23 protein-coding genes and 2 tRNA genes are annotated in these 24,929 nt (G+C 67.0%); 6 read left to right on the top strand and 19 right to left on the bottom strand.

The window, feature by feature from the left end:
* Positions 1-11: 11 nt before the first annotated feature.
* The 7 genes from DKG74_RS02410 to rpsB form a co-directional block, all read right to left on the bottom strand.
* Positions 12-1,193 (bottom strand): 1-deoxy-D-xylulose-5-phosphate reductoisomerase, encoded by a 1,182-nt coding sequence (locus DKG74_RS02410; RefSeq protein ID WP_109902199.1) that lies wholly within the window; start codon positions 1,191-1,193, stop codon positions 12-14.
* Positions 1,184-2,008, bottom strand: a complete 825-nt coding sequence (locus DKG74_RS02405; protein ID WP_109902197.1) for a phosphatidate cytidylyltransferase — start codon at positions 2,006-2,008, stop codon at positions 1,184-1,186. The genes DKG74_RS02410 and DKG74_RS02405 overlap by 10 nt, the downstream gene beginning before the upstream one ends.
* Positions 2,005-2,736 carry an isoprenyl transferase gene (locus tag DKG74_RS02400; RefSeq protein ID WP_109902647.1) on the bottom strand — a complete coding sequence of 244 codons (732 nt, stop codon included), beginning with the start codon at positions 2,734-2,736 and terminating at the stop codon, positions 2,005-2,007. The genes DKG74_RS02405 and DKG74_RS02400 overlap by 4 nt, the downstream gene beginning before the upstream one ends.
* A gap of 29 nt (positions 2,737-2,765) precedes the next feature.
* Complete coding sequence (frr, locus tag DKG74_RS02395) at positions 2,766-3,287, bottom strand: ribosome recycling factor (RefSeq protein ID WP_207779222.1); 522 nt, start codon at positions 3,285-3,287, stop codon at positions 2,766-2,768.
* A gap of 43 nt (positions 3,288-3,330) precedes the next feature.
* Entirely contained in the window at positions 3,331-4,050 is a 720-nt protein-coding gene (gene pyrH / locus DKG74_RS02390) for a UMP kinase (protein WP_109902193.1), read from the bottom strand.
* A gap of 172 nt (positions 4,051-4,222) precedes the next feature.
* Positions 4,223-5,149, bottom strand: coding sequence for a translation elongation factor Ts (gene tsf / locus DKG74_RS02385; RefSeq protein WP_109902191.1), 927 nt, complete (start codon positions 5,147-5,149; stop codon positions 4,223-4,225).
* 47 nt (positions 5,150-5,196) lie between these two features.
* The gene (gene rpsB, locus DKG74_RS02380) at positions 5,197-6,000 is read right to left on the bottom strand and encodes a 30S ribosomal protein S2 (RefSeq protein ID WP_109902189.1); all 804 of its coding nucleotides are present in this window, start codon (positions 5,998-6,000) and stop codon (positions 5,197-5,199) included.
* A gap of 239 nt (positions 6,001-6,239) precedes the next feature.
* Between rpsB and DKG74_RS02375 the strand changes: the two genes are divergently transcribed.
* Positions 6,240-7,250 carry a 2-dehydropantoate 2-reductase gene (locus tag DKG74_RS02375; protein WP_109902187.1) on the top strand — a complete coding sequence of 337 codons (1,011 nt, stop codon included), beginning with the start codon at positions 6,240-6,242 and terminating at the stop codon, positions 7,248-7,250.
* Between the two features lie 114 nt (positions 7,251-7,364).
* Here DKG74_RS02375 and tig read toward each other — a convergent pair whose 3' ends face one another.
* The 9 genes from tig to DKG74_RS02330 all read right to left on the bottom strand — a co-directional run bounded on the left by tig (position 7,365) and on the right by DKG74_RS02330 (position 14,227).
* On the bottom strand, positions 7,365-8,690 hold the full coding sequence (tig, locus tag DKG74_RS02370) for a trigger factor (RefSeq protein ID WP_109902185.1): 1,326 nt from the start codon (positions 8,688-8,690) through the stop codon (positions 7,365-7,367).
* A 23-nt stretch (positions 8,691-8,713) separates the two neighbouring features.
* Positions 8,714-8,798: transfer RNA gene (locus DKG74_RS02365), tRNA-Leu, on the bottom strand.
* Between the two features lie 54 nt (positions 8,799-8,852).
* The gene (locus tag DKG74_RS02360; protein ID WP_109902183.1) at positions 8,853-10,358 is read right to left on the bottom strand and encodes an NAD(P)H-hydrate dehydratase; all 1,506 of its coding nucleotides are present in this window, start codon (positions 10,356-10,358) and stop codon (positions 8,853-8,855) included.
* Positions 10,355-10,909: a histidine phosphatase family protein gene (locus tag DKG74_RS02355; protein ID WP_165837489.1), complete on the bottom strand. Its 555-nt coding sequence runs from the start codon at positions 10,907-10,909 to the stop codon at positions 10,355-10,357. Before DKG74_RS02355 ends, DKG74_RS02360 begins: the two co-directional genes overlap by 4 nt.
* Positions 10,906-11,208, bottom strand: coding sequence for a hypothetical protein (locus DKG74_RS02350; protein ID WP_109902179.1), 303 nt, complete (start codon positions 11,206-11,208; stop codon positions 10,906-10,908). Before DKG74_RS02350 ends, DKG74_RS02355 begins: the two co-directional genes overlap by 4 nt.
* A gap of 26 nt (positions 11,209-11,234) precedes the next feature.
* Positions 11,235-12,248, bottom strand: a complete 1,014-nt coding sequence (locus DKG74_RS02345; protein WP_109902177.1) for a CorA family divalent cation transporter — start codon at positions 12,246-12,248, stop codon at positions 11,235-11,237.
* A gap of 129 nt (positions 12,249-12,377) precedes the next feature.
* Entirely contained in the window at positions 12,378-12,722 is a 345-nt protein-coding gene (locus DKG74_RS02340) for a hypothetical protein (RefSeq protein ID WP_109902175.1), read from the bottom strand.
* Positions 12,723-12,942: 220 nt separating this feature from the next.
* A tRNA-His gene (locus tag DKG74_RS02335) sits at positions 12,943-13,019 on the bottom strand.
* A gap of 38 nt (positions 13,020-13,057) precedes the next feature.
* A complete protein-coding gene (locus DKG74_RS02330; protein ID WP_109902173.1) occupies positions 13,058-14,227 on the bottom strand; it encodes an aminotransferase in 1,170 nt (389 codons plus the stop codon).
* 253 nt (positions 14,228-14,480) lie between these two features.
* On the opposite strand from DKG74_RS02330, the gene DKG74_RS02325 reads away from it, so the two are divergent.
* Positions 14,481-14,819, top strand: coding sequence for a P-II family nitrogen regulator (locus DKG74_RS02325; RefSeq protein WP_109902171.1), 339 nt, complete (start codon positions 14,481-14,483; stop codon positions 14,817-14,819).
* Positions 14,820-14,872: 53 nt separating this feature from the next.
* Complete coding sequence (gene glnA, locus DKG74_RS02320; RefSeq protein ID WP_109902169.1) at positions 14,873-16,282, top strand: type I glutamate--ammonia ligase; 1,410 nt, start codon at positions 14,873-14,875, stop codon at positions 16,280-16,282.
* A gap of 71 nt (positions 16,283-16,353) precedes the next feature.
* Here the strand turns inward: glnA and DKG74_RS02315 are convergent, their stop codons facing one another.
* The 3 genes from DKG74_RS02315 to DKG74_RS02305 form a co-directional block, all read right to left on the bottom strand.
* Positions 16,354-17,937: a PEP/pyruvate-binding domain-containing protein gene (locus DKG74_RS02315; protein ID WP_109902167.1), complete on the bottom strand. Its 1,584-nt coding sequence runs from the start codon at positions 17,935-17,937 to the stop codon at positions 16,354-16,356.
* On the bottom strand, positions 17,934-19,790 hold the full coding sequence (locus DKG74_RS02310) for a hypothetical protein (RefSeq protein ID WP_109902645.1): 1,857 nt from the start codon (positions 19,788-19,790) through the stop codon (positions 17,934-17,936). The genes DKG74_RS02315 and DKG74_RS02310 overlap by 4 nt, the downstream gene beginning before the upstream one ends.
* A gap of 277 nt (positions 19,791-20,067) precedes the next feature.
* Positions 20,068-20,493 carry an acyl-CoA thioesterase gene (locus tag DKG74_RS02305; protein ID WP_109902165.1) on the bottom strand — a complete coding sequence of 142 codons (426 nt, stop codon included), beginning with the start codon at positions 20,491-20,493 and terminating at the stop codon, positions 20,068-20,070.
* Between the two features lie 78 nt (positions 20,494-20,571).
* Between DKG74_RS02305 and parE the strand changes: the two genes are divergently transcribed.
* The 3 genes from parE to DKG74_RS02290 all read left to right on the top strand — a co-directional run bounded on the left by parE (position 20,572) and on the right by DKG74_RS02290 (position 24,910).
* A complete protein-coding gene (gene parE, locus DKG74_RS02300; RefSeq protein WP_109902163.1) occupies positions 20,572-22,548 on the top strand; it encodes a DNA topoisomerase IV subunit B in 1,977 nt (658 codons plus the stop codon).
* Between the two features lie 16 nt (positions 22,549-22,564).
* Positions 22,565-23,113 (top strand): hypothetical protein, encoded by a 549-nt coding sequence (locus DKG74_RS02295; protein WP_109902161.1) that lies wholly within the window; start codon positions 22,565-22,567, stop codon positions 23,111-23,113.
* 192 nt (positions 23,114-23,305) lie between these two features.
* Positions 23,306-24,910 (top strand): DEAD/DEAH box helicase, encoded by a 1,605-nt coding sequence (locus DKG74_RS02290; protein ID WP_109902159.1) that lies wholly within the window; start codon positions 23,306-23,308, stop codon positions 24,908-24,910.
* The last annotated feature ends 19 nt before the right edge of the window (positions 24,911-24,929 follow it).

Below are 24,929 nucleotides of genomic sequence, written 5' to 3'. Positions count from 1 at the left end.
CTTCCCGATTTTTATGACGCCCGGCGGAGAACGACTGCTTCCGCCCTGACCCGCGCGGCCTGATCGGCCGCCATGACTTCGTCCAGACAACCGGCGCCGAAATTGCCCGCGCAATCGGCGATGACCTGTTCCACCACGGCCGCGATGTCGAGAAAGCCGATGCGCCGGCTCAAGAAAGCGGCGACCGCGATTTCGTTGGCGGCGTTAAGAATTGTAGGCGCGGCCCCGCCGCATTTCAAGGCGTGGCGGGCCAGCCGCAGTGCCGGGAACCGCTGCGGATCGGGCGGCTCGAAGGTCAGGCGGGCGATGGCCGCGAGGTCGAGCCGGGCGACCGGCGTTTCCATGCGGTCCGGCCAGGCCAGGGCATGGGCGATGGGCACCCGCATGTCGGGCGAGCCGAGCTGCGCCAGCACCGAGCCATCGACATATTCGACCAGACTGTGAATGACCGACTGGGGATGAACCAGGATGTCGATCCGCTCCTCGGGCATGGCGAACAGGTGGTGGGCTTCGATCAGCTCCAGACCCTTGTTCATCATGGTCGCCGAATCGACGGAAATCTTCGCCCCCATCGACCAGTTGGGATGGGCGACCGCCTCGGCCGGGGTCGCGCGCGCCATCGCGTCCTGATCGGCCGAGCGGAACGGCCCGCCGGACGCGGTCAGGATCAGGCGCGAAATGCGGTGGCGCCGGGCCGGATCGAAGACCTGGAAAATCGCATTGTGCTCGGAATCGACCGGCAGCAGCGTGGCGCCATGCATGGCGACGGCAGCGGTGACCAGTTCGCCCGCGCAGACCAGCGATTCCTTGTTGGCGAGGGCGACGACGGCGCCCCGGCGCACAGCTTCCATCGTCGGGGCGAGACCCGCCGCGCCGACGATGGCCGCCATCACGAGGTCGCTCGGCATGGCGGCGGCTTCGTTCACGGCGGCCTGCCCCGCCCCGACCGCGATCCCGAGGTCCGAGAGGGCATCCCGCAGCACCGGCAGGGCGGCGGGATCGGCGCTGACGACCAAGGCCGGGCGGAAGCGCCGCGCCTGCTCGATCAGCACATCGAGCCGGCGGTGCGCGACAAGCGCGGCAATCTCGAATCGGTCGGGATTGCGGCCAACGAGATCGAGTGTGCTGGTGCCGACCGAACCGGTCGAGCCGAGCACGGTCAGCCGCCGCTTGCCCTCGGTCATCACAACCATCCGAAGCCGATCGCCGCCGCGGCGACCGGCGCCGCGAACAGCAAACCGTCGAGCCGGTCGAGGAAACCACCGTGGCCCGGAATGAGGTTGCTGGAGTCCTTGACCCCGAAATGTCTCTTCATCGCGCTCTCGCTAAGATCGCCGACCTGGCTCCAGCCGCCGACCACGCCGCTGACAAGGGCAAGACCGAGCGGATGGGGCAGACCGACCGCGGCCGCCGTCGCGCCGCCGACCGCCATTGCCGCCGCCATACCGCCGATCAACCCGGCCCATGTCTTCTTGGGGCTGATGCACGGCGCCAGTTTAGGCCCGCCGATGCTGCGACCGGCGGCATAGGCCCCGGTATCCGTCGCCCAGATCGTCGCCAGCAGCCAATAGACCTGAGCGGTGCCCAACGTCGCATCGAAACGCAGCCAGATCATGGCAAGGCAGGGCAGCGCCACATAGGGCAGGCCCAGCGCCGGCCACAGCACCGATTTGCCCAGACCTCGCGCCAGCAGCGCGGAAGCCGGCACGCCCGCCAGGACGAGCCACAGCGAAAGGTCGAACCGGCCAGCCACTCCCGCCGCCCCGGCGCCGAGGAAACAGGCCGCGTGCAGCGCCGCCATCGCGCCATGGCCGCCGCGTATCGTGATGCTGTTCCATTCGTGGATCAGCAGCAGGCCGACGACGCCGACCAGGGCAAGGAACCACATCCCGCCCGCGTGCACGGCGGCGAGGCCGACCACGGCCAGCACCACGCCCGAAGCCAGTCTGACCCAGATATCGCTGCCCGGCGCGCCGCTGCCGCGTTCGGGCTTGGTCGGTGTCGTCATTCCTTGTTGGCACCGAAACGGCGATCCCGGGACTGGAATTCGCGCAGAGCCGCGGCGAATTCGTCCCGGCCGAAATCGGGCCACAGCGTATCCGTGAACACGAATTCGGCATATGCCGCCTGCCACAGCAGGAAATTCGACAGTCGCTGCTCGCCCGAGGTGCGGATGACCAGATCGGGATCGGGAATGCCCGCGGTCTCGAGATTGATGGCGAAGCGGCTCTCGTCGATGTCCTCGGGCTTCAGGCGGCCCGCGGCCACCTCTTCGGCGAGACGGCGGGCCGCCTGCACGATCTCGCCCTGCCCGCCATAGGATACGGCGAGGATGAGGGTCAGCCGGCTGTTGGCGACGGTTCGGGCCTCGGCCTCGGCGATCAGGGTCCGGATATCCGGCGGCAGACGTCCGCGGTCGCCGATGACGCGGACACGAACGCCGTTGCGGTCCAACTCGTCGAGTTCGCTGCGCAGATAAAGACGCAGCAGCGACATCAGGCCGCCGACCTCTTCCTCGGGCCGCTTCCAGTTTTCGGAAGAAAAGGCATAGAGCGTGAGATAGTCGACACCAAAGTCCCAGGCGGCCTCGACGACGCGGCGCACGGCGTCGGCGCCGCGCTTGTGGCCGGCGATGCGCGGCAGGTGCCGTGCCTTGGCCCAGCGCCCGTTGCCATCCATGATCACGGCGACATGACGGGGCACGGCGGTCTGCTTGGCCTCCACCAGCTGGTTCATCGTCGCTCCCTGGCCCAGGATCGTCACCCTCAGACCTGCAGGATTTCCTTTTCCTTCGAGACCAGCGTGGCGTCGATCACCGCGATGGCCTTGTCGGTCAGGGACTGGACCTCGTCGGCGTAGATCTTCTGATCGTCCTCGGAAATCTTGCCGTCCTTTTCCAGCTTCTTCAGCTGGTCCATGCCGTCGCGGCGCACGTTGCGCACGGCGACACGGGCCTGTTCGGCATATTTGTGGCCCAGCTTCACCATCTCCTGACGGCGCTCCTGGTTCAGCTCGGGGATCGGAATGCGGATCAGGGTGCCGTCGACCACCGGGTTGACGCCAAGGCCGGAATTGCGGATCGCCTTTTCCACCGCGCTGACCGAACCGCGGTCCCAGACCGAAACCGACAACATGCGCGGCTCCGGCACCGAGATCGAACCGACCTGGTTGATCGGCATGGTCGCGCCGTAAACCTCGACCGTGATCGGATCGAGCAGGCTGGGCGAAGCCCGGCCGGTGCGAAGACCGGCGAATTCGTGACGCAGGCTTTCGACGGCGCCGTTCATGCGCCTCTCGATCGAATCGAGATCGGGCTCGTCGGACAAGGCGTTACTCCCCTTCCCTGATGATGGTGGACTTGACCTCGCCCCGCAGGACGGAGGCCACGGGTTCGGCAAGGTTGAAGACCAGAATGGGAATGCGGCTGTCGCGCGCCAGCGCGATGGCGGAACCGTCCATCACCCGCAGATCCTGGGCCAGCACATCGTGATAGGTCAGTTCATCGAAGCGGGTCGCCGTCGGATCCTTTTTCGGATCGGCCGAATAGACGCCGTCGACCTGCGTGCCCTTCAGCATGACGTCGCAGCCCATTTCGGCAGCGCGCAGGGTGGCGGCGGTATCGGTCGTGAAGAAGGGATTGCCGGTGCCGGCGGCGAAGATCACCACCCGGCCCTTTTCCATGTGGCGGATCGCCCGGCGGCGGATATAGGGCTCGCACACCGAAGTCATCGGAATGGCCGAGATGACGCGGGTCTGCAGCCCCTGCTTTTCCAGAGAGTTCTGCAGCGCAAGGGCATTCATCACCGTCGCCAGCATCCCCATGTAGTCGGCCGTCGCCCGCTCCATCCCGCTCGCCGCCTTGGAGACACCGCGGAAGATATTGCCGCCGCCGATCACCAGGCAGACCTCGATCCCGAGATCGTAGACCCCCCGGATATCCGCGGCGATGCGGTCGACCGTGACGTGGTCAATGCCATAAGCCTGCGATCCCATCAGGGCCTCGCCCGATACTTTGAGCAGGATGCGGCGGAATTTCGGCACGGCGGTCATGGGCATCAATCCAGGCACAGGCGCTTCCGGCCCCGCCGGTCGGCCGGGCTGGTCACGGGGTATAACACTTGGGCGGCAGCCGGCCAACGATGACGGCTGCACGGGACGAATTTAGCGCGCGGGCACAAAAAAGGCCCGGCGCGCGAAGCGCCGGGCCTCGATGTTCGCGCGATCAGCGGCCGGCCTGCGCGGCCACTTCGGCGGCGAAGTCGCTCGCCTGCTTCTCGATGCCTTCGCCGAGGGCGAAACGCACGAAGCCGATCACCTTCACCGGCTTGCCGGTTTCCTTGGCCAGAGCCTCGACCGCCTTGCCGACCTTGGTCTCGCCGTCGATGATGAAGACCTGCTCCAGGAGCACGACTTCCTCATAGAACTTGCGAATGCGGCCTTCGATCATCTTTTCGATGATGTTCTCGGGCTTGCCCGAAGCGCGGGCCTGCTCGCTCAGCACGTCCTTCTCGCGGGCGATCAGGGCCTGATCGAGCGAGCCGACGTCGAGCGACGCCGGGTTGGTCGCCGCGATATGCATCGCGATCTGCTTGCCAAGGGCTTCCAGCTTGTCAGCCGGGGCTTCCGATTCCAGCGCGACGAGAACGCCGATACGGCCGAGGCCCGGCGCGACGGCCGAGTGGACGTAGGTGGCGACCGCGCCCGGCTGCACGTTGATCACGGCGGCGCGGCGCAGGTTCATGTTCTCGCCGATGGTGGCGATCAGATTGGTCAGCTCTTCCTTGACCGACTTTTCCGAGCCCGGATAAGTCGCGGCGGCGATCGCGTCGATGTCGGTGCCGACCTCGGTCGCGACCTTCGCCACATTGGCGACGAAGGACTGGAACGCCGGGTTGCGGGCGACGAAGTCGGTCTCGGAGTTCACCTCGACAACGGCGGCGACGCCGCCGGCCGAAGCGACCGCCACGAGGCCTTCCGCGGCGACGCGGTCGGCCTTCTTGGCGGCGGCCGACAGGCCCTTCTTGCGCAGCCAGTCGATCGCCTGCTCGATGTCGCCGCCGTTCTCCGCCAGCGCCTTCTTGCAGTCCATCATGCCCGCGCCGGTCTTGGTGCGCAGGTCTTTGACGAGGGCCGCTGAAACCTCAGCCATGGGATCTACCTTTCTTCGGTTCTGCGATCGGGGATGGGGCCCGGGCGTTACGCCTGGGCCGCCTCGCCCGAGGCGTCGGCCTCGGCAGCCTGGAGGGCGGCTTCTTCCGCCTCGATATCGACGAGGTCTTCGATCCCGCCGATGTCGACGCCAGCCGCGGTCAACTCGGCCTGAATGCCGTCGAGGACAGAGCGGGCGACCAGATCGCAATAGGTGGTGATGGCGCGCAGGGCGTCATCGTTGCCCGGCACCGGATAGGTGATGCCGGCCGGATTGGAATTCGAGTCGACGATCGCGACCACCGGGATGCCCAGCTTGTTGGCTTCCTGGACGGCGATGTCTTCCTTGTTGGTGTCGATGATGAAGAGGATGTCCGGCAGGCCACCCATCTCCTTGATGCCGCCGAGCGCGCGTTCCAGCTTTTCCTTCTCGCGCTGCAGGTTCAGCTGTTCCTTCTTGGTGAGGCCGAGGGCCTCGCCCTGAAGCTGCTCCTCGAGGGTCTTCAGGCGCTTGATCGACTGGGAGATGGTCTTCCAGTTGGTCAGCATCCCGCCGAGCCAGCGATGGTTCACGTAATACTGGCCGCAGCGCGCCGCCGCATCGGCGACCGGCTGCTGCGCGGTGCGCTTGGTGCCGACGAAGAGCACGCGGCCGCCACCGGCGACGACGTCGCGAATCGCCTGCAGGGCGCGGTGCAGCATCGGCACCGTCTGGCCCAGGTCGATGATATGGACGTTGTTGCGCACGCCGAACAGGAACGGCGCCATGCGCGGGTTCCAGCGGTGGGTCTGGTGGCCGAAGTGAACGCCGGCCTCGAGCAGCTGGCGCATGGTGAACGAAGGAACGGACATCGTATGTACCTTTTCCGGTTGAGCCTCCGCAGGGTGTCGTTCGGAAATCCGAACACCGGAGCGACGGCGGAACCTCTCCGCAGCCGCGACCCCACGTGTGGAATGGCGCGGCTATTACCCCTGAACGGCGGCAAAAGCAAGGTTCATGTGGGATTGCGCGAACTGTAAACAAGGGGACAGTCGCCCTTCGCCCCCTTTGGCATGATATCGAAAAGCAAAACAGGTGGAGGGAGAGCAAGATGCGAATCGCCGTTCTGGGGGCCGGGCTGATTGGCGGTTATGTCGGCGGGCGGCTGGCCGCGGCGGGTGCCGACGTCACCTTCATCGGCCGTCCGCGTCAGATCGACGTGCTGCGCGAGACGGGCCTGACCCTGAGCGACCTCGACGAGCGGCGGGTCGTCATCCCTCCCGGCAAACTCGCCCTCGCGACCGAAGCCGCCGCCCTCGCCGACGCGGACATGATCCTGCTCACGGTGAAGAGCCCGGCGACCGAGGGCGCGGCCGCCGATATCGCCGCCCATGCCCGGCCCGGCACGCCCGTGGTCAGCCTGCAGAACGGGGTCTCCAATCCCGAGCGGCTGCGCGCCCTGCTGGCGGATCATCCGGTGATCGCCGGCATGGTGCCCTTCAATGTGGCGGAGCCGGCGCCCGGCCATGTTCATCAGGGCACCAGCGGCCATATCGCGATCGAGGACCGGCCGGAGACGGCCCCCCTCGTCCCGCTGTTCGCCGCCGCCGGCCTGCCCCTCGACCTGCACAGCGACATGCTGGCGGTCGCCTGGGCCAAGCTGCTGATCAACCTGAACAATGCGATCAATGCCCTGTCGGGCCTGCCGCTCGCAGCCCAACTCGCCGACCGCGACTATCGGCGCTGTTTCGCCCTGTGCCAGCGCGAGGCCCTGAAGTTGATGGCGGCGGCCGGGATCGTGCCGGCCCAGCTCGGCCCCCTGCCCCCGTCGCGGATGCCGTTTATGCTGTCCCTGCCCGACTGGCTGTTCCGTCGCCTGAGCCGGCGCGGCGGCACCCCGAAGATCGACCGCCTCGCCCGTTCCTCCATGGCCGACGATCTCGTCGCCAGACGGAAGACGGAAGTGGATTACATCAACGGCGAGGTCGTCGCCCTCGCCAGGCGTCTCGGCCGGACGGCGCCGGTGAACGCGCGGGTGATCGAGCTGATCCGGGCGCGCGAGGCCGGCGGACCGGCGATGACGGGCGCGGCCTTGCGGGCGGCATTGCGCCGGGCGGCCTGACCCACCTCACCCCGGCCCTCTCCGCCCGCTTGCGGGGGGAGAGGTGGGCTGCACGGCTAAACACAAAAGGCGCCCCGGTTGCCCGGGACGCCTTTCATTGAAAATCCCGAAGGATCAGGCGGCGGCCGAGTCGGTCGCTTCCTCGTCCGGATCCTTGCGCAGCTCCTCGAGGGAGACTTCGCGCTCGGTCTTCTGGGCGAGCTCGATCATCAGGTCGACGACCTTGTCTTCATAGATCGGGGCGCGCAGCTGGGCCTGGGCCTGTTCGTTCTTGCGGAAGAACTCGACCACCTCACGCTCCTGGCCGGGCCAGCGGCGGGCTTCTTCCATGATCGCCCGGTTCACTTCCTCGGGCTTCACCTGGACGTTGTTGCGGCGGCCGACCTCGGCCAGCAGCAGGCCGAGACGGACGCGGCGCTCCGCGATCGGGCGGTATTCGGCGACCAGTTCCGCCTTCTTCTCGTCCGACGGCGCTTCGCCGTCCTCGGAGAGCTGGCGGGTGATCTGCTCGATTTCGATGGTGACGAGGCTCTCCGGCACGGCGAAGTCGTGCAGCTTGGCCAGCGCGTCGAGCAGGTCGCGCTTCAGGCGCTGGCGGCTCAGGGCGCCATGCTGACGCTCGATCTGTTCGCGCATGGCCTTCTTCAGCGCCTCGAGATCGTCGAGACCGAAGCCCTTGGCGAATTCGTCGTCGATCACCACTTCGGCGGCGACCTTCACTTCCTTCACCTCGACGTCGAACACGGCGTCCTTGCCGGCGAGTTCCTTCGCGCCGTAATCGGCCGGGAAGGTCACGTTCACCTTCACGATGTCGCCCGCCTTGGCGCCGAGGAGCTGTTCCTCGAAGCCGGGGATGAAGCGGCCCGAGCCGAGCTCAAGGTCGACGCCGTCGGCCGAGCCACCCTCGAACACTTCACCGTCGACGCGGCCGACGAAATTGATCGTCAGCTGGTCGCCATGCTTGGCGACGCGGCCTTCCTCGGCGACGAAGTTCTTACGCTGGTCGGCGAAGCCCTTCATCATGGTCTCGACTTCCTCGTCGGAGACCGGGGTGACCAGCTTCTCGAGGGTGATGTCCTTCACTTCGGCCGGCTCGAATTCCGGCAGGACTTCAAGGGCGATCTTGAATTCCAGGTCTTCGCCCTTGCCGGCCTTGGTCACTTCGACCTTGGGCTCGGTCGCGGGGCGGAGGTTGCGCTCGGTCAGGGTCGACTGGATCGACTGGTTGACCTTTTCCTGCAGCACCTCGCCGAGGGCGGCGTCGCCGTGGGTCTTGGCGACCAGGCTCATCGGCACCTTGCCCGGACGGAAGCCCGGCATACGGATCTTGGTCGAGAGGTCCTGCAGCTTCGCCTTCACTTCGGCGTCGATGGCGGCCGCACCGATGCTGATCAGAAATTCGCGCTTCAGGCCGTCGGAGGCGGTCTCGGTTACGTTCATCGCTCTTTCTTCCGGGATCTCTCTGGTGCGGGCGGAGGGACTTGAACCCCCACGACTTGCGCCACCAGAACCTAAATCTGGCGTGTCTACCAATTCCACCACGCCCGCATTGGAACACCGCCGCGCCGGCACGCCCGTCGCGACCCATGGTGGATGCGGGATTTAGCCCGCCTGCCCCCTGCCCCGCAAGTGATTTTCAGCGATCTGCAGGGCAATCGGCAGCCGTTCGACCAGATCCTCGGCGATCAGGCCGCGCCCGAAGCCCTCCGCCGCGGCGCCGTGCAGCCAGACGGCGGCGGCCGCCGCCTCGAAGGCGGGCATGTGCTGGGCCAGCAATCCGCCGATCATCCCGGCAAGAACATCGCCCGATCCGGCGGTCGCCAGCGTGGGCGGGGCATTGTCGTTGATGGCGATCCGGCCGTCCGGCGCGGCGATGCAGCAGTCGGCACCTTTCAGGACGACGACGGCGCCGCTTTCCTTCGCCGCGGCAACTGCCCGCGCCGCGCGCGACGGCAGGCCCGACAGTTGGGGAAACAACCGGGCGAATTCACCGTCATGCGGGGTCAGCACGAGGTCGGCCGTCCGCTCCCGCCACAGGATATCGGCGCGGCCGGCGGCGGAGGTCAGGGCATCGGCATCGAAGACGCAGGCGCATCCCGCCGCCAGCGCCATCCGGCAATGCGCGAAGGTGGTATCGCCCACGCCCGCCGCCGGGCCGATCACGGCGGCGTTGCGGCGCCGGTCGGAGAGGAACAGGGCAAGGCCGGCCGGCCCGTCGACCTCGGCCACCATCACCGCCGTCTGATGGGCGGCGATGACGCGGGCCGCCTCGGCATCGCCGATCGTGCTGACAAGGCCGCTGCCGATACGCAGGGCCGCCCGCGCCGCCAGCCGGGCAGCGCCCGTGTGCAAAGCGCCGCCGGAAAGAGTGACCGTATGGCCCCGGTCGTATTTATGGCCGTCCTGGCGCAGCACGGGAAAATGCCGGGCGAAGAGCGCGGGGCCGTTGCGCGCCGCCTTGGGGTCGATGCTCTCGAGCACCGAAGGTGAAATACCGATGTCGGCGACGACGAGCTGCCCGGTCCGCGCCCGTCCGGGATAAAGCAGGTGTCCGGGCTTGGCCCGGAAGAAGGTGACCGACAGATCGGCGGTGAAGGCGCCGCCCCGGATGGTGCCGTCGTCACCATTCACCCCGCTCGGCAGGTCGACGGCGACGACGCGGCGCCCCTCGCCCACCGCCTCGATCATGCGAAGGACGGCAGAATCAAGATCGCGCGCGAGACCGGCGCCGAAGAGCGCGTCGACGATCAGGGTGCGTCCGTCGAGCGCGGCCGGCTCGAAGGGCAGGACCGGGCCGTTCCAGCGCGCCGCCATGACGGCGGCGTCGCCCCGCAGGGCCGCGACGGGTGCGAGGGCGCTGCAAGCGACATCGAAGCCCGCCTGCTTCAGGCGCCGGGCGACCACCCAGCCATCGCCGCCATTATTGCCGGGGCCGCAGAGCACCAGCGTCGCCTGCGCCGGATAGCGGGCCAGAATCGCGTCGGCGACGGCGCGGCCGGCATTCTCCATCAACGTGGTGCCGGGAATGCCGCCGTCGATGGTCAGGCGGTCGGCCCGGCCCATCTCCTCGGTGGTCAGCAGGGCGAGATCGGCCGGGACGCTGGTCATCCGATCACCGTCTTGCGCTGGGCACCCTTCTCGACCAGATGGAAGGCGCCGTCCCGCAGCTCGAAACGGTTGAGAGAGCAATGATCGGGCATCGACGGGGTGACGCGGCTGTCACCGGTGGCGAGGCCGATCACGGCGTTGACGACGACGAAATGGCTGACGATCACGGCCGGCCGTTCCAGTCCCGTCAGAAAGGCCGCGATCCCGGCGCGCCAGGCCTGCAGGTAATCGGGCTGATCCGACCAGTCGCCGCGCAGGAAACCATCCAGCCAATGGCCCCGCGCGTCGAGGCTGAGGCCCGGCGTCGGCACCTCGGCCATGCGCGGCTCGACCGTGGCGCTGCGGCCCCAGCGGACTTCGAGGGCGGCCATGGTCTCCCGCGCCCGGCGCAAGGGGCTGGTGAACAGCAGGCGGCCATCGTCGGCACCGAGGCGTGCCGCCATCGCGGCCGCCTGTTCGACACCGGTCTTGTCGAGACCCGGATCGGGATCGACGTGAAATCCCGCGCTCTGCTGTCCGTGACGCACCAGGATGAAGCCGACGCCGCTCACGATTGCCGTCCTTCGCCTTCGTTATCGAGACCATAGGCAAGGCACAGGTCCTGCCATGAGGCAAGGTCGACGATGGCGACGAGGGCAATGCGCGCATCCTTGCGCCGCTGGGTCACGTCGCGGTCGACGCGCATCTGGGCGATGACATGGGCGGCGCAGGCCTTTCGCCCCTCGGCCTCGGTAAAGCGGGCACCGCCGGGCAGGCGCCGGGCGTGACCGTCGGAGCCGACCACCAGCGTCTCGAAAGTCCATTCGGCGCCATTCTCGACCACAACCCGCAGCGGCGGCGAATAGAACACCAGAGGTCGCTTCGGGGCCCCCATGATCAGAAAATATTCAGGCGGCGCAGGCCGAGGAACGACAGCACGCCGACGATGGCCATCAACAGCATGGTCCACCAGAAGGCATGAGGCGCGACGAGGCCGGGCAGGCCGGCGACATTCATGCCGAATATGCCGGTGACGAGGGTCATCGGCAGGAACACAGCGGTCAGCACCGAGAGGATGAGCAGGTTGCGGTTGGCGACCTCGGCCTGCTGGGCGGCCATTTCTTCATAGAGCAGCTTGGCCCGCTCCTGCGCCGAGACGAGGTCGTCGACCACGGCGCCCAATTGCTCGATCGCCTCGCGCAGGTCGACCGCGTCCTCTTCGGCGAAGAAGGCGGGCGGCCGGGCGCAAACCTGGAACACCGCCCGTCGCTTCAATGCGAGGTGACGATGCAGGCGAACGGCGAAACGCCGGATCGCGCCGAGATCTTCCCGCGCGCTGCCGCGCCGGCCTTCGAGCAGCCGGTCCTCGATATCGTCGAGGGAATCGATCAGTTCGACCACCGCCGATTCGACCGTCTCGGCCAGATGGGCCAGCATGGTCGAGATCAGGTCGGCCGGACCGCGCAAGGCCTTGCCCTCGTGCAGGGCGCGGCGCAGGCGGTCCATGGAACGGGACGGGTGGCGCCGCGCGCTGACCACCAGCTGGTCCGAGCCGAAGATGCGGACCGTCGAAATCTCGGTCAGGTCGGGGTCGATGTCGTATTGCATGTCGGTGAAGACACCGAACAGCGTGCCCTGATAGCTCTCGAGCCGGGTCCGCACGTCGGACGAGCCGAGTTCCGCGCGCAAGTCTTCGGGAATGGCGGGGGCCTGGGCGATCCATTCGCGCGCCCGGCGCACCGAGAGATCGAGATGCAGCCAGACGAAACCGCGACCGGCGATCATCGCCGTCTCGACGGCATCCCAGCCGATCAGGCGCTCGTTCCGGCCGTCGACGACATGGTAACAGAAGACGATACCGTCGCGCCGCTCCGGCAACTCGACCAGCGGATTGCGGGCAAGCTCGACCATCGCGCAGACTTCCTCGGGACAACTGGCCGCACGGCCCGTGCTGCTGCCCCATTCTCACAATCCGCCGGCTCGGTCAACCGGATTGACCTCGGCGCGACGGCCCCGAGGTCTACCCAAGCCACGACGGTATCAGCGCGTCAGAGTATTACGCTCGATCGCACCGAGCTTGTCGCGAACTTCCATTACCGTGATGATGATTTCGGCCAGGCAGCGCAAGAAAATGACGCCGAAAACAAAAACACCGCCAGCCAGAATCGCCGCCTTGGCGTAATCCATTTCGGTTACGTCTTGGACGGATATATTATTATGCCAGATTGTGACAGAACACATGACAAGAAGCGAAATACCAGCCCAATAAGACAGCCGGACAATGGTCAAACCCACAGGTCCACTAAGTAAAAATAAACGCTTCATGATGCCCCCCAAGCCATACATGAGTTTGCTGCGGTGCACCATCAAACCATAGCTCTGCATGGAGTCAAGGGCTGGGCAATTAGATTCTGATTTTCTCAATATGATCGAAACCCAAAATGGGTAACACGCCCCAGTTACAGCATGTTTTTCATAATATTACTGTGCTGGGCGTAATGCTGCGTTGCAAATGAAGATCGGCGCGCGCTGGGGCGCGCGGCAAAAACGAAAGGCCGCAACGGCTGGTGCCGCGCGGCCTTCGATTTCGTACTTCCAGGAAAACTGGGGCGAGCGACGGGTCTCGAACCCGCGACCTCCAGAGCCACAATCTGGCGCTCTAACCAACTGAGCTACGCCCGCCACAGAGGCCGTGCGTATACGCTGCCCCGCGCCCGTCGTCAAGCGACCGAATGGAGCCTTGTGCGCAGGCGCTCGATCGCGGCGTCGAGGGTCGCCTCGGTCTTGCAGAAGCAGAAGCGGATCAGATGGCGGGGCGGGTCCGCCTGCCAATAGAACGCGCTGACCGGCACGGCCGCGACACCGACCGCCGTCGTCAGCCAGCGGCAATAGTCGTCGTCGGGCAACTCTGGTCCGACCCCCCGGATGTCGGCGGTGACGAAATAACTGCCCTCGACCGGCAACGTCTCGAAGCCGACGGCGCGCAGACCCGCGACCAGACGGTCCCGCTTTCGCTCGAGACCCGAGGCGAGCGATTCGAAATAATCGTCGCCGAGACCAAGGCCATGGGCGACGCCGATCTGCAGGCCTGGCGGCGTGGTGAAGGTCAGGAACTGATGGGCCTTGCCGATCACCCCGATCAGTTCGGCCGGGCCGCTGAGGTAGCCGACTTTCCAACCGGTCAGGGAGAAGGTCTTGCCGGCGGAGCCGATGCGCACCGTGCGCTCGCGCAGGCCCGGAAAGGTCGCGACCGGCACATGGCGGTGACCGCCATAGACCAGATGCTCGTAAACTTCATCGCACAGCAAATAGGCATCATGGGCGATGGCAAGCGCGGCGACGCGCTCCAGCTCGGCCCGGGCCAGCACCTTACCGGTCGGATTCATCGGTGTGTTGATCAGAACCAGCTTGGTGCGCGGCGAAAAGGCCGCCTCAAGCTCGGCCTGCGGAATCGACCAGTCGGGCGGCACGAGGCGCACCGGCTTCGGCACGGCGCCCGCCTGCAGGATGATCGGCACATAGCAGTCGTAGAGCGGCTCGAACACCACCACTTCATCGCCGGGCGACAGAAGCGCGAACAGCGCGGCCGCCAGTGCCTCCGTGGCCCCGGACGTGACCAGCACTTCCCGGGCCGGGTCATAGGCGAGGCCATAGAAACGCCGGTCGTGTTCGGCCACCGCCTGGCGCAGCACAGGCAGGCCCGTCATCGGCGGATATTGGTTGGGGCCCTCGATCAGCGCCCTGGCGGCGGCGGCGCGGATTTCCTCCGGCCCGTCTTCGTCCGGAAAGCCCTGGCCGAGATTGACCGCCCGGTGTTCGACCGCGAGCGCGGACATCACGGTGAAGATGGTGGTGCCGAGGCCGGCGAAACGGGGATTGAGGGCTTGCATGGCCGGATCATAGGCAGGCGGCCGGGCTCGATCCAGTGCCGAACACCATGGACGACAACCCTCTGCAGGACATTTTTTAGGCAATTCGTCTATTATTTAGGCATTGGCGCGGCTGCGCCGTCGCGAATTCGCCACGCCGCCCCGGATTTGCAACCCGGAATCGTGGGTGAGCCACGATTGGCACAATGCGTGCATTAATCCTGCGGGCGGCTTATTCGTGCCGTACCAAACCTGCCAAGGCGAACCAGGTGCGATGAAGAAAATCGAGGCCATCATCAAGCCGTTCAAACTCGACGAAGTTAAAGAGGCGCTGAACGAGGTCGGGCTCAAGGGCATCACCGTGACCGAGGCCAAGGGCTTCGGCCGGCAGAAGGGCCATACCGAGTTGTATCGCGGCGCCGAATATGTCGTCGACTTCCTCCCGAAGGTGAAGCTCGAGATCGTGCTGGAAGACGACCTTGTCGACCGCGCGATCGAGGCGATCCAGACCGCGGCCCGCACGGGCCGAATCGGCGACGGCAAGATCTTCGTCAGCCCCGTCGAACAGGCGATCCGCATTCGTACCGGCGAGACCGGCACGGACGCGATCTGATCGCGAAATTCAGAGTTTGTTTCAGTCCAACCCAACAACCAGGACCTGAGATCATGTCAGACGCCAAGACCGTCCTTCAGCTTATCAAGGACAAGGGGATCAAATACGTTTCCCTGCGGTTCACCGACTTCAAGGGCAAGTGGCAGCACCTGGCCATGGACGAGAGCGTGGTCGACGAGGACCTGTTCAGCGACGGCACCATGTTCGACGGCTCGTCGATCGCCGGCTGGAAGGCGATCAACGATTCCGACATGATCCTGATGCCGGACCCGGCCACCGCCGTGATCGACCCGTTCTGCGCGCAGCCGACCCTGGTCGTGTTCTGCGACATCATCGAGCCGGCGACCGGCGAAGGCTACAGCCGCGACCCGCGCTCGGTCGCGAAGCGTGCCGAAGCCTATGTCTCTTACACCGGCCTCGGCGACACGGTTTACATCGGCCCGGAAGCCGAATTCTTCGTGTTCGACGACGTCAAGTGGAAGGTCGCGATGAACAAGGTCTCGTATGAGATCGACGACATCGAAGGCCCCTACAACACCGACAAGTCCTACGAGAGCGGCAACCTCGGCTACCGTCCCGCCGTCAAGGGCGGCTACTTCCCGGTTCCGCCGGTCGACTCGCTGAACGACATGCGCGGCGAAATGCTGTCGGTCATGGGCGACATGGGCCTGCCGATCGAGAAGCATCACCACGAAGTGGCGGCCTCGCAGCACGAACTGGGCATGAAGTTCTCGACGCTGGTCCGCGCCGCCGACTACATCCAGATCTACAAGTACGTCGTGCAGAACGTCGCCTACCAGTACGGCAAGACGGCGACCTTCATGCCGAAGCCGATCAAGGGCGACAACGGCTCGGGCATGCACGTCCACCAGTCGATCTGGAAGGACGGCAACACCACCTTCGCCGGTGACAAATATGCCGGCCTGTCGGACACCTGCCTGTACTACATCGGCGGTATCATCAAGCACGCGAAGGCGATCAACGCCTTCACGAACCCGACCACCAACAGCTACAAGCGCCTGATCCCCGGCTTCGAGGCCCCCGTGCTGCTGGCCTATTCGGCCCGCAACCGCTCGGCTTCCTGCCGTATCCCCTACGGCACCAGCCCGAAGGCGAAGCGCGTCGAAGTGCGCTTCCCCGATCCGCTGGCCAACCCGTATCTGGCGTTCTCGGCCATGCTGATGGCCGGCATCGACGGCATCCTGAACAAGATCCATCCGGGCGAAGCCATGGACAAGGATCTGTACCACCTGCCGCCGGAAGAGCTGAAGCTGGTCCCGACCGTTTGCGGCTCGCTGCGCGAAGCCCTGACGGAACTGGACGCCAACCGCTCGTTCCTGACCAAGGGCGGCGTCTTCACCGACGACCTGATCGACGCCTACATCGAACTGAAGTGGCAGGAAGTGTACGCTTACGAGCACACCCCGCACCCGATCGAGTTCGACATGTACTACACCGCCTGATCCTTCCGGATCGCGCGATGGGAGGGGCGGCAGAGATGCCGCCCCTTTCTCGTTTCAGGCCCCTGCCCGGCTCAGCCGGCCTTGCGCCAGCCCTCGATGGCCCGCAGGGCTTCCTCGGGGCGGTCGACGACAATCTCCCGCCGGCCGAGGCCGATTTCGCCGCTCTGCCCGTCAAGGCACAGCCAGTCGCCCTCGCGCAGCACCTCGCCGCCGAGGCGCACCTCGTCACCGATGACGAGACCGGCGCAGCCGACGAGACAGGGTTTGCCCATCTGGCGGGCGACCACGGCGGCATGGGCGGTGCGGCCCCCGACGGCGGTCAGGATGCCGGCCGAGACGGCGAAACCCGCGACATCGTCGGTCGACGTATCGTGACGGACGAGAATCACCGGATCGCCCGCCGCCGCCATCTCCGCCGCCCGCCGGCTGTCGAAGGCGACGCGGCCACAGGCCACGCCGGGAGAAGCCACGGTCGCCGCCGCCAGGATCGGCGGTGCCTCGGCGAAACGGCTGATCCCGGTCGCCTCGAGGTCAATGGCAGCCAGCCGGTCGAGCGCCGTCGCCGCGTCGATCAACCCTTCCGCCACGGCGTCGACGGCAAAGCGCAGGGCCGCCCGGGGCGTGCGCTTGGCCGAACGGGTCTGCAGGAACCACAGCCGCCCGTTTTCCACGGTGAACTCGATGTCCTGCATGTCGGCGAAGGCACGCTCAAGCACATCCGCCCCGTGGGACAGTGCCGCCGACTGAACCGGCAGGCGGCGCGCGAGCAGGGCCGCATCCCCGGGCACGCGGCGGCCAGAGACGACATCCTCCCCCTGAGCATCGAACAGGAAATCGGCATAGAGCCCCTTTTCGCCCGTCGCCGGATTGCGCGAGAAGGCGACACCGGCGCCTGAAGCGCCGCCGGCATTGCCGAAGACCATGGCCTGAACCGTGACCGCCGTGCCGGCCAAACCTTCCAAGCCATTCAGGCGGCGGTACTCCCGGGCCTTGTCGCCTTCCCAGCTCCGATAGACGGCACGGGCGGCGGCACGCAGCTGGGCCATCGGCTCGGCCGGCATGGCGCTTTCGGTGTGGCGCTGGAAAATCGCCAGATAGTCGTGCGCCAGACGCTCCAGCGCCTCGGGATCGAGTTCCGCTTCCCCTTCCGCCGCTTCGGCGGCGATCAAAGCGATCAGTCGCTCCTCGAAGGCGCTGGCGGGAACGCCGGCCACCACCTCGCCATAGAGCTGGATCAGCCGTCGATAACTGTCGAAGGCAAGGCGCGGGTTGCCGGTCATGGCGATGATGCCGCGCAAGGAGACCGGGTTCAGCCCGACGTCCAGCACGGTCTCCAACATGCCCGGCATCGACTTGGCCGCGCCGGAGCGGACCGAGACCAGCAAGGGCGTCCGGCTGTCGCCGAAGCGCCGTCCTGTCGCCGCCTCGAGCCCGGCGATCCCCTCGGCCAGGGCTTCGTCGAGGGCTTCGAGCGCGGAAGGATCGCCGCTGTTCACAGCCGTGCACAGGGTGGTGGGCAGCACGAAGGCCGGCGGCACATCAAGGCCGAGCTGGGCCATGCGCCAGAGCTGGGCCGCCTTGGCCCCGGCAAGTTCGGCGGTGAGTTCGGCATGGGCATCATTCGTGCCGATGAACAGCGGTTTCAGGCGGCTCATGCGGACAACTCCTCGAGCACGCGATCGCGCAGGGACAGCGCGGCGTGGGACAGATGATCGGTGGCGGTTTCGATGGCGCGGGCGACCTCGATGCCGAGGATGAGCGGCCTTGCATCGGCGCTGGGCGTTGCGACGAGGCCGGCAAGGGCCGCGCGCTCCGCGGCATCGGCGGCGCGTTCCGCGTTGGTCACGGCGTCGATCGCCTGCAGGGCGGCGATGGCGTCGGCCCGCTGGCCCTCGGGCAGGCGCGAGGCGGCCTCGACCGCCCGCACCAGCCAGCCCGCGCTTTCGACCGCGATGGCGGCGAGGCGAGACAGAGGCTCGGCCGCCACCGGTGTCATTTCCGCCGGCAGCAGGCTGAGCAGATAGGCACAGTCCTCGAAGGCGTCGGTCGCATCCTCGACCTCGTCGACAATGGGGCGCAGCAGGTCGGCCTGGCGCAGGCGCGCGGCGATATCCCGGGCCGTGACGGTCAGCAGGTCGGCCTTGGCCTCGATCCGCTTCGCCCGCTCGGCGAGACGGGCACGGGCGGCGGGACCGTCCGGCCCCGCCGGGCTGAGGGAATCGCTGATCGCGCCCGCCAACATGCGTGTGAGGCCCAGATGCCGGACGAGGACGGTCAGCACGGCGCTTTCCGCCGTCTCGAAACGGCGCGACAATTCGGCCTGGATCTCGTCGCGGATCAGGCGCGCGGTACGCCCGGCCGACAGGCCTTCCGAGGTGTTGCGCAGGACATTCTGCAGGAATTCGGTGCAGGGCCCCTCGCCCAGCGCCTCGTCCAGCCGGACACCATAAGGGATGCGGCCGGCGGCGGTGCGCTGCACCGCTTCGACCACCAGCTGATCGCCGCCCATCTCGAGAAAGGCGCGGTGGCCGAGGTCGAGGCGGGCCGCCCAGGTCAGCAGGCCGATGGCGCCGTTGCGCCCGACAAAGCCCTGCAAGGCTTTCCGTGCCTTGTTCCAGTCGATCAGAAAGACGATGCGCGAACCAAGGAAAGACAGGAAACGATCCTGCGCCTTGGCATCGGCGGTCGTCAGGCGCCCGGTCACCAGGTAGAAGATGTCCTCCGACAGACCGTCGCCCCGCTGCTCGTCAAGCGGGGTCCAGGTCACGCCCTGCCCCTCGAACAGCGAAATGAAGAATTTCGCGCGCGGCCGGTGGATGTCGGTGTAGGTGACGGAAACTTCGCCGGCATCGACATGGACGACCAGCACGTGGGCGTCGGTGGTGCCGATATCGTTCTGGATGGTCAGGCGATCGCCGGTATGAACCGCCGTGGTGCCAAGGCCCGGATGGCCGAAGGCGAGCGGCGCCGTCCGGTTGAGGCCCGCCATGAAGGCGCGCACCGCCGCCCGGTCGCGCTCGCCAAGGGCATGGACCTTCGCCCCGTCCAGCGTCTCGACCGCCGTCGCCGCGGACAGGCGGTTGATCGCCTTGTGCAGGTCCATGACCAGCAGATGCAGGCTGTCGGCCCCACCGCGATGGGCCATGGTCAGGGCATCGACCGCACGCTGGTCGATCCGTTCCCCCTCGCCCCCGGGCAGGGCGGCGAGGATGGCGGCCAGCCTGTCGGCGAGGGCCGCGCTCTCTTCCGCCTGGGCCGCGTCGAGCGGGGCCAGCATGGCGGCGAGATCATCCGCCAGTGCGCTCAGCAGAGCGCCGAGGCCGGGCAGCAGCACCTGCCCCCCGCCCAGCGCCTTCGCCTTGCCCTCGCCCTGGCCATGCACCGCGTCCTGCAGCCGGCTCAAGGCACCCTTGATCCTGTCGTTGGCGACCAGGGCCGCACTCAACAGGCTGGGCAACAGGACCGCCCGCTCCCCCAGCCGCTCGACGATTTCGCTTTTTACTGTCACGCCGCACTCCCGCGAAAAACCCTTCGTGGTGTGCATAGCAGCATGGCGCGAACCTGTCGTCCTTGCGCCAAGTCATTCATTTAATTGTCATATTTCCACTTCCGAGGCCCCCTCATTTTTTACGGCGGGCCCGTAGGAAGTCGGCGGTCAATTCGTTTATAGTCCTTGAGGGGCATCGCCCTGTTGGTGCCACACCCCCCCCCCGGGTGGCACCTTCGCCCGCCGGCATCCCCCCCCCGCCGGCGGGCTCCCCCTTCCCTGGGGGGAGCCGCGACTGTCAGGCCGGCACGGGCCGCGGCTTGCCCTCGTCGTCGATCGCGACCATGACGAACGTGCCCTCGGTCACCTTGACCGAGGCCGGCGCGCCAAGGCTGCCGTCGCGGCGGCGCTGGCGGTCGACCCAGGTTTCCAGCTTCACCTTGATCGACGTCCGCCCGACCGACAGAATTTCGCCATAGATCGAGACCAGATCGCCGATGAACACCGGCTTGTGGAAGGTCATGGCGTCGATGGCGACGGTCGCCACCCGGCCTTCGGCCCGGCGCGCCGCGGCGACACCGGCGGCGATGTCCATGTGGCTCAATATCCAGCCGCCAAAAATGTCGCCATTGCCGTTCACATCCTTGGGCAGCGGCGCGGTGCGAATGATCGCTTCGAGCCCGCGGCTCGCCGGATGCACGGCGGCGGTTTCGTCCTTGCTCATGAACTCTCCCTTTCGATTGTTGGCGCGGCGCAGCGGGAAACCCTATACTGGCCTGCCCGGTTCTGACAAAGCGTGACAATGAGCAAGCCCGCCGACCTGTTCGAGAAAGCCGCCGCCACCAGCGATTATTCCGCCAAGGATATCGAAGTCCTCGAGGGACTGGAGCCGGTCCGCAAGCGGCCGGGCATGTATATCGGCGGCACGGACGAGCGCGCCTATCACCATCTGGCGGCGGAAATCCTCGACAATGCGATGGACGAGGCGGTGGCCGGCCATGCCAGCCGGATCGAGATGGAGCTGTCGGCCGACGGGCAGCTGACCGTGCGCGACAATGGCCGTGGCATCCCGGTCGACCCGCACCCCAAGTTCAAGGACAAGTCCGCCCTCGAGGTGATTCTGACGACGCTGCACTCCGGCGGCAAATTCAGCGGCAAGGCCTACAAGACCTCGGGCGGGTTGCACGGCGTCGGCTCGTCCGTCGTCAATGCCCTGTCGGAGGAAATGGTGGTCGAGGTCGCGCGCGACCGCCAGCTCTGGCGCCAGCGTTTCGTCCGGGGCAAGCCGACGGGCAAGATCGAGTCGCTGGGCGCGGTGCAGAACCGGCGCGGCACCACGGTCATGTTCCGGCCCGATCCGGAGATTTTCGGCACCAGCCTGCAGTTCAAGCCCGCCCGCCTCTACCGCATGGCGCGCTCCAAGGCCTATCTGTTCCGCGGCGTCGAAATCCGCTGGTCCTGCGCGCCAGAGCTGATCCCGTCCGGCGACGCCACGCCGGCCAGCGAGACGCTGCATTTCCCCGGGGGTCTCGCCGATTTCCTGGCCGCGACCATCGAGGGGCAGGCCATGGTCACCCCTCAGCCCTTCACCGGACAGGCCCGCCTGCCCGGCGGCGACGCGGGCGAGGTCGAATGGGCGATTGCCTGGCCGCTCGACGCCGACAGCTTCGTCCATTCCTACTGCAACACCATTCCGACGCCGGAAGGCGGCACCCATGAGGCCGGCCTGCGCGGCGCCCTCGCGCGCGCGCTCAAGGGTTTCGGCGAGCTGACCAACAACAAGCGGGCAGCCCAGATCACGGCGGAAGACGTGATGGGCGGCGCCACCGTCCTGTTGTCGCTATTCATTCCCGAGCCGCAGTTCCAGGGCCAGACCAAGGAAAAGCTCGCCACGGTGGAAGCGACGCGCCTCGTCGAAGCGGCGATCAAGGACCGGTTCGAGCATTGGCTGACCTCTGACCCCACGGCCGCCAACGCCCTGCTCGACCATGTGGTCAGCCGCGCCGAGGAGCGGCTGAAGAAGCGCGCCGACAAGGAAACCAGCCGCAAGACCGCGACCCGCAAGCTGCGCCTGCCCGGCAAACTGGCCGATTGCGCCAAGGATCAGGCGGCCGGCACCGAGATTTTCCTGGTCGAGGGCGATTCGGCCGGTGGTTCGGCCAAGCAGGCGCGCGACCGGGCGACCCAGGCGGTGCTGCCCCTGCGCGGCAAGATCCTGAACGTCGCCTCCGCCGCTGCCGGCAAGATGGAGGCGAACCAGGAACTGTCCGACCTTGTGCTGGCGCTCGGCTGTGGCTCCGGCGCCAAGTTCAAGGCGCCGGACCTGCGCTATGAACGCATCATCATCATGACCGACGCCGATGTCGACGGCGCCCATATCGCGTCCCTGCTCATGACCTTTTTCTGGCGCGAAATGCCGGGCCTGATCCGGGGCGGGCATCTCTATCTCGCCATGCCGCCGCTCTATCGTATCGCCCAGGGGGCGAAGACGGTTTATGCGATGGACGACGACGACAAGGACCGCCGCATCAAACGCGACTTCAAGTCGGGCGCGAAGATCGAAATCAGCCGTTTCAAGGGCTTGGGCGAGATGCCTCCCGCGCAACTTCGGGAGACGACGATGGACCGCGACAAGCGTACCCTGCTGCGCGTCACCGTGATGGAAGACGAGATCGAGGATACGGTCGGCCTGGTCGACCGCCTGATGGGCAAGAAGGCCGAAACCCGCTTTGCCTTCATTCAGGAGAATGCCGCCCGGGCCACCGACCTCGACATTTGAATGCGAGGATTCCGCCATGAGACTGTTGCCAGCCATCGCCGTCGCGACTTTTCTGGGCCTCGGCGCCTGCGCCGCGACGCCATCGACCGTCATCACCCATCAGGACCTCGATCAGGAATTCTATCGCGGTAATGGCTATAACGCGGCCGTCCGCGACGGCCTCGCCCCCGTGACCGTCGTCGGTGAACCTTTCCCTGGCGTCGGCGCCGCCGCCGCCCTCGCCCCGCTGACGCCGCCCGCCTCGGTCGCCGCGCGGGGCTTCGCGCCCGCCGACGATGCGGGGGCACGGGTCGTGCTGATCTTCCATCCCCGGGGGCCGCTGTCCCGGGCCGATGCCTGCGCGCCCGCCGCCGACCTGCGCGCCCACGTCGGCGCCCCCGGGACGGAAGGCGGCTTTACCGCTCTCGTTTCGCTGTGCCAGGGCAGTCGCAGGGTCTCGACCGCGCTGGTCCACGCCGCGGCCCCGCAGTCCGTTTCCGACCCGGCCTATGCCGGCATCATGGCGCAAGTCCTGACCGAAATCCTGCCGCTGACCGTGCCGCGCGAGCTGCCTCAAATGCCCTGATCGGGCGCTGCCCCCCTGCAACACATGGCCGCGCGCATGGCGGGGCTGCCTGCCCGGCGGTTGACTTGATCGCCCAATCGGCTATCGTCGCCCTTGCTGTGCATTGTGCAATGCAGCGAAACAAGGCCGGAAACGGCCGGGCGTGTCCGATGGTCGGACGGCTGCTGCACCTGGAAAGCGGATAACGGGTCAATGAGTTTTGAACAACTGGGCCTCAGCGCCGAGGTGCTGAAGGCGGTGTCCGAGGCCGGATATTCCGAGCCCACGCCGATTCAGGCCCAGGCCATCCCCCAGGTGCTGCAGGGGCGCGACGTTCTGGGCACGGCCCAGACGGGCACCGGCAAGACGGCCTCCTTCACCCTTCCGATGATCGACATCCTGGCAGCCGGCCGTCCCAAGGCGCGGATGCCCCGCTCCCTGATCCTGGAGCCGACCCGCGAACTGGCCGCCCAGGTCGCCGAGAATTTCGAGAAATACGGCAAGTACCACAAGCTTTCCATGGCGCTGCTGATCGGCGGCACCTCGATGGACGATCAGACCAAGAAGCTCGACCGCGGCGTCGACGTGCTGATCGCGACGCCAGGCCGCCTGCTCGACCATTTCGAGCGCGGCCGCATCATGATGCAGGGCATCAAGGTCCTCGTGGTCGACGAAGCCGACCGCATGCTGGACATGGGCTTCATTCCCGATCTCGAGCGTATTTGCAGTCTGCTGCCGCCCAGCCGTCAGACGCTGTTCTTCTCGGCCACCATGCTGCCGGAAGTGAAGCGCCTCGCCGACAAGTTCCTGACCGATCCCGTCGAAATCTCGGTCGCCCGCGCGTCCTCGACCGCGACCACGATTGTCCAGGCCCTCGCCGTCGTCGACGAGATGGACAAGCGCGAAGCCCTGCGCAGCCTGCTGCGCTCCGAGACCGTGCGCAACGCCATCATCTTCTGCAACCGCAAGCGCGACGTCGACATCGTCGGCAAGTCGCTGGTCAAGCATGGCTTCAACGCCGCCGCCCTCCATGGCGACATGGCGCAGAGCGAGCGCAATGCGGTCCTCGAGCGGTTCCGCGCCGGTGAAGTGCCGATCCTCGTCGCCTCCGACGTCGCCGCGCGCGGCCTCGATGTCGCCGAGATCAGCCATGTCTTCAATTTCGACGTGCCGATCCATGCCGAGGATTACGTGCACCGCATCGGCCGTACCGGCCGCGCCGGACGCGAAGGCAAGTCCTACACGCTGGCCAGCCCCTTCGACACCAAGTTCGTCAAGGCGATCGAAGAGCTGACCAAGCAGCAGATTCCGCGCCTGAACATCGACGGCATCAACCCTTGCGAGCTTCTGTCGGATTCGGAAGCCAAGGCGCACAAGCGCGGCCGGGGCAAGCCCTCCTCCACCCTGAAGGGCGTGAAGCTCGGCAAGGGCAAGGGCAAGGCCAAGGACGGCCACATCGAGATCGAGACCGTGCACGTCGCCTCCCTGAACGAAGAGGGCGAACGCGGCCGCAGCGGCGGTCGCGGCAAGCGCCGCCCCGAGGCGGAAGCGGCCCCGCGCGAGGAAAAGCCGGTGGAACGTGCCCGTGACGAGCGCCCGCGCGAGGACCGCCCCCGCGAGGAACGCAACGAGCGCCCCCGCGATTTCCGCGACCAGCCCGAGCGGCGTGACTATAACGACCGGAACGACCGCCGCGGCCCCCGCCGCCGGGACGACGACCTCGGCCCGAGCGTGATCGGCTTCGGCGACCATGTTCCCGCCTTCATCCTGCGCCCGGTCTATCCGGCGAAGGAGACTGCGCGCACGAACGAAGCCTGAGCTTCCCGTTTCGTTGGAG

Origin of the sequence: Zavarzinia aquatilis, assembly GCF_003173035.1 — a bacterium.
Lineage (GTDB): Bacteria > Pseudomonadota > Alphaproteobacteria > Zavarziniales > Zavarziniaceae > Zavarzinia > Zavarzinia aquatilis.
This window is presented reverse-complemented; position numbering and strand designations above follow the sequence as displayed.

What these genes read in the sequence shown, in the direction of transcription:
- DKG74_RS02325 (WP_109902171.1), top strand. Translation starts at nt 14,481, where the DNA reads ATGAAGAAAATCGAGGCCATCATCAAGCCGTTCAAACTCGACGAAGTT.
- DKG74_RS02290 (WP_109902159.1), top strand. Translation starts at nt 23,306, where the DNA reads ATGAGTTTTGAACAACTGGGCCTCAGCGCCGAGGTGCTGAAGGCGGTG.
- DKG74_RS02315 (WP_109902167.1), bottom strand. Translation starts at nt 17,937, where the DNA reads ATGAGCCGCCTGAAACCGCTGTTCATCGGCACGAATGATGCCCATGCC.
- parE (WP_109902163.1), top strand. Translation starts at nt 20,572, where the DNA reads ATGAGCAAGCCCGCCGACCTGTTCGAGAAAGCCGCCGCCACCAGCGAT.
- rpsB (WP_109902189.1), bottom strand. Translation starts at nt 6,000, where the DNA reads ATGTCCGTTCCTTCGTTCACCATGCGCCAGCTGCTCGAGGCCGGCGTT.
- DKG74_RS02375 (WP_109902187.1), top strand. Translation starts at nt 6,240, where the DNA reads ATGCGAATCGCCGTTCTGGGGGCCGGGCTGATTGGCGGTTATGTCGGC.
- DKG74_RS02345 (WP_109902177.1), bottom strand. Translation starts at nt 12,248, where the DNA reads ATGGTCGAGCTTGCCCGCAATCCGCTGGTCGAGTTGCCGGAGCGGCGC.
- DKG74_RS02360 (WP_109902183.1), bottom strand. Translation starts at nt 10,358, where the DNA reads ATGACCAGCGTCCCGGCCGATCTCGCCCTGCTGACCACCGAGGAGATG.
- DKG74_RS02340 (WP_109902175.1), bottom strand. Translation starts at nt 12,722, where the DNA reads ATGCAGAGCTATGGTTTGATGGTGCACCGCAGCAAACTCATGTATGGC.
- DKG74_RS02410 (WP_109902199.1), bottom strand. Translation starts at nt 1,193, where the DNA reads ATGGTTGTGATGACCGAGGGCAAGCGGCGGCTGACCGTGCTCGGCTCG.
- tig (WP_109902185.1), bottom strand. Translation starts at nt 8,690, where the DNA reads ATGAACGTAACCGAGACCGCCTCCGACGGCCTGAAGCGCGAATTTCTG.
- DKG74_RS02405 (WP_109902197.1), bottom strand. Translation starts at nt 2,008, where the DNA reads ATGACGACACCGACCAAGCCCGAACGCGGCAGCGGCGCGCCGGGCAGC.
- tsf (WP_109902191.1), bottom strand. Translation starts at nt 5,149, where the DNA reads ATGGCTGAGGTTTCAGCGGCCCTCGTCAAAGACCTGCGCACCAAGACC.
- DKG74_RS02305 (WP_109902165.1), bottom strand. Translation starts at nt 20,493, where the DNA reads ATGAGCAAGGACGAAACCGCCGCCGTGCATCCGGCGAGCCGCGGGCTC.
- DKG74_RS02295 (WP_109902161.1), top strand. Translation starts at nt 22,565, where the DNA reads ATGAGACTGTTGCCAGCCATCGCCGTCGCGACTTTTCTGGGCCTCGGC.
- DKG74_RS02330 (WP_109902173.1), bottom strand. Translation starts at nt 14,227, where the DNA reads ATGCAAGCCCTCAATCCCCGTTTCGCCGGCCTCGGCACCACCATCTTC.
- pyrH (WP_109902193.1), bottom strand. Translation starts at nt 4,050, where the DNA reads ATGACCGCCGTGCCGAAATTCCGCCGCATCCTGCTCAAAGTATCGGGC.
- frr (WP_207779222.1), bottom strand. Translation starts at nt 3,287, where the DNA reads ATGAACGGCGCCGTCGAAAGCCTGCGTCACGAATTCGCCGGTCTTCGC.
- DKG74_RS02400 (WP_109902647.1), bottom strand. Translation starts at nt 2,736, where the DNA reads ATGAACCAGCTGGTGGAGGCCAAGCAGACCGCCGTGCCCCGTCATGTC.
- glnA (WP_109902169.1), top strand. Translation starts at nt 14,873, where the DNA reads ATGTCAGACGCCAAGACCGTCCTTCAGCTTATCAAGGACAAGGGGATC.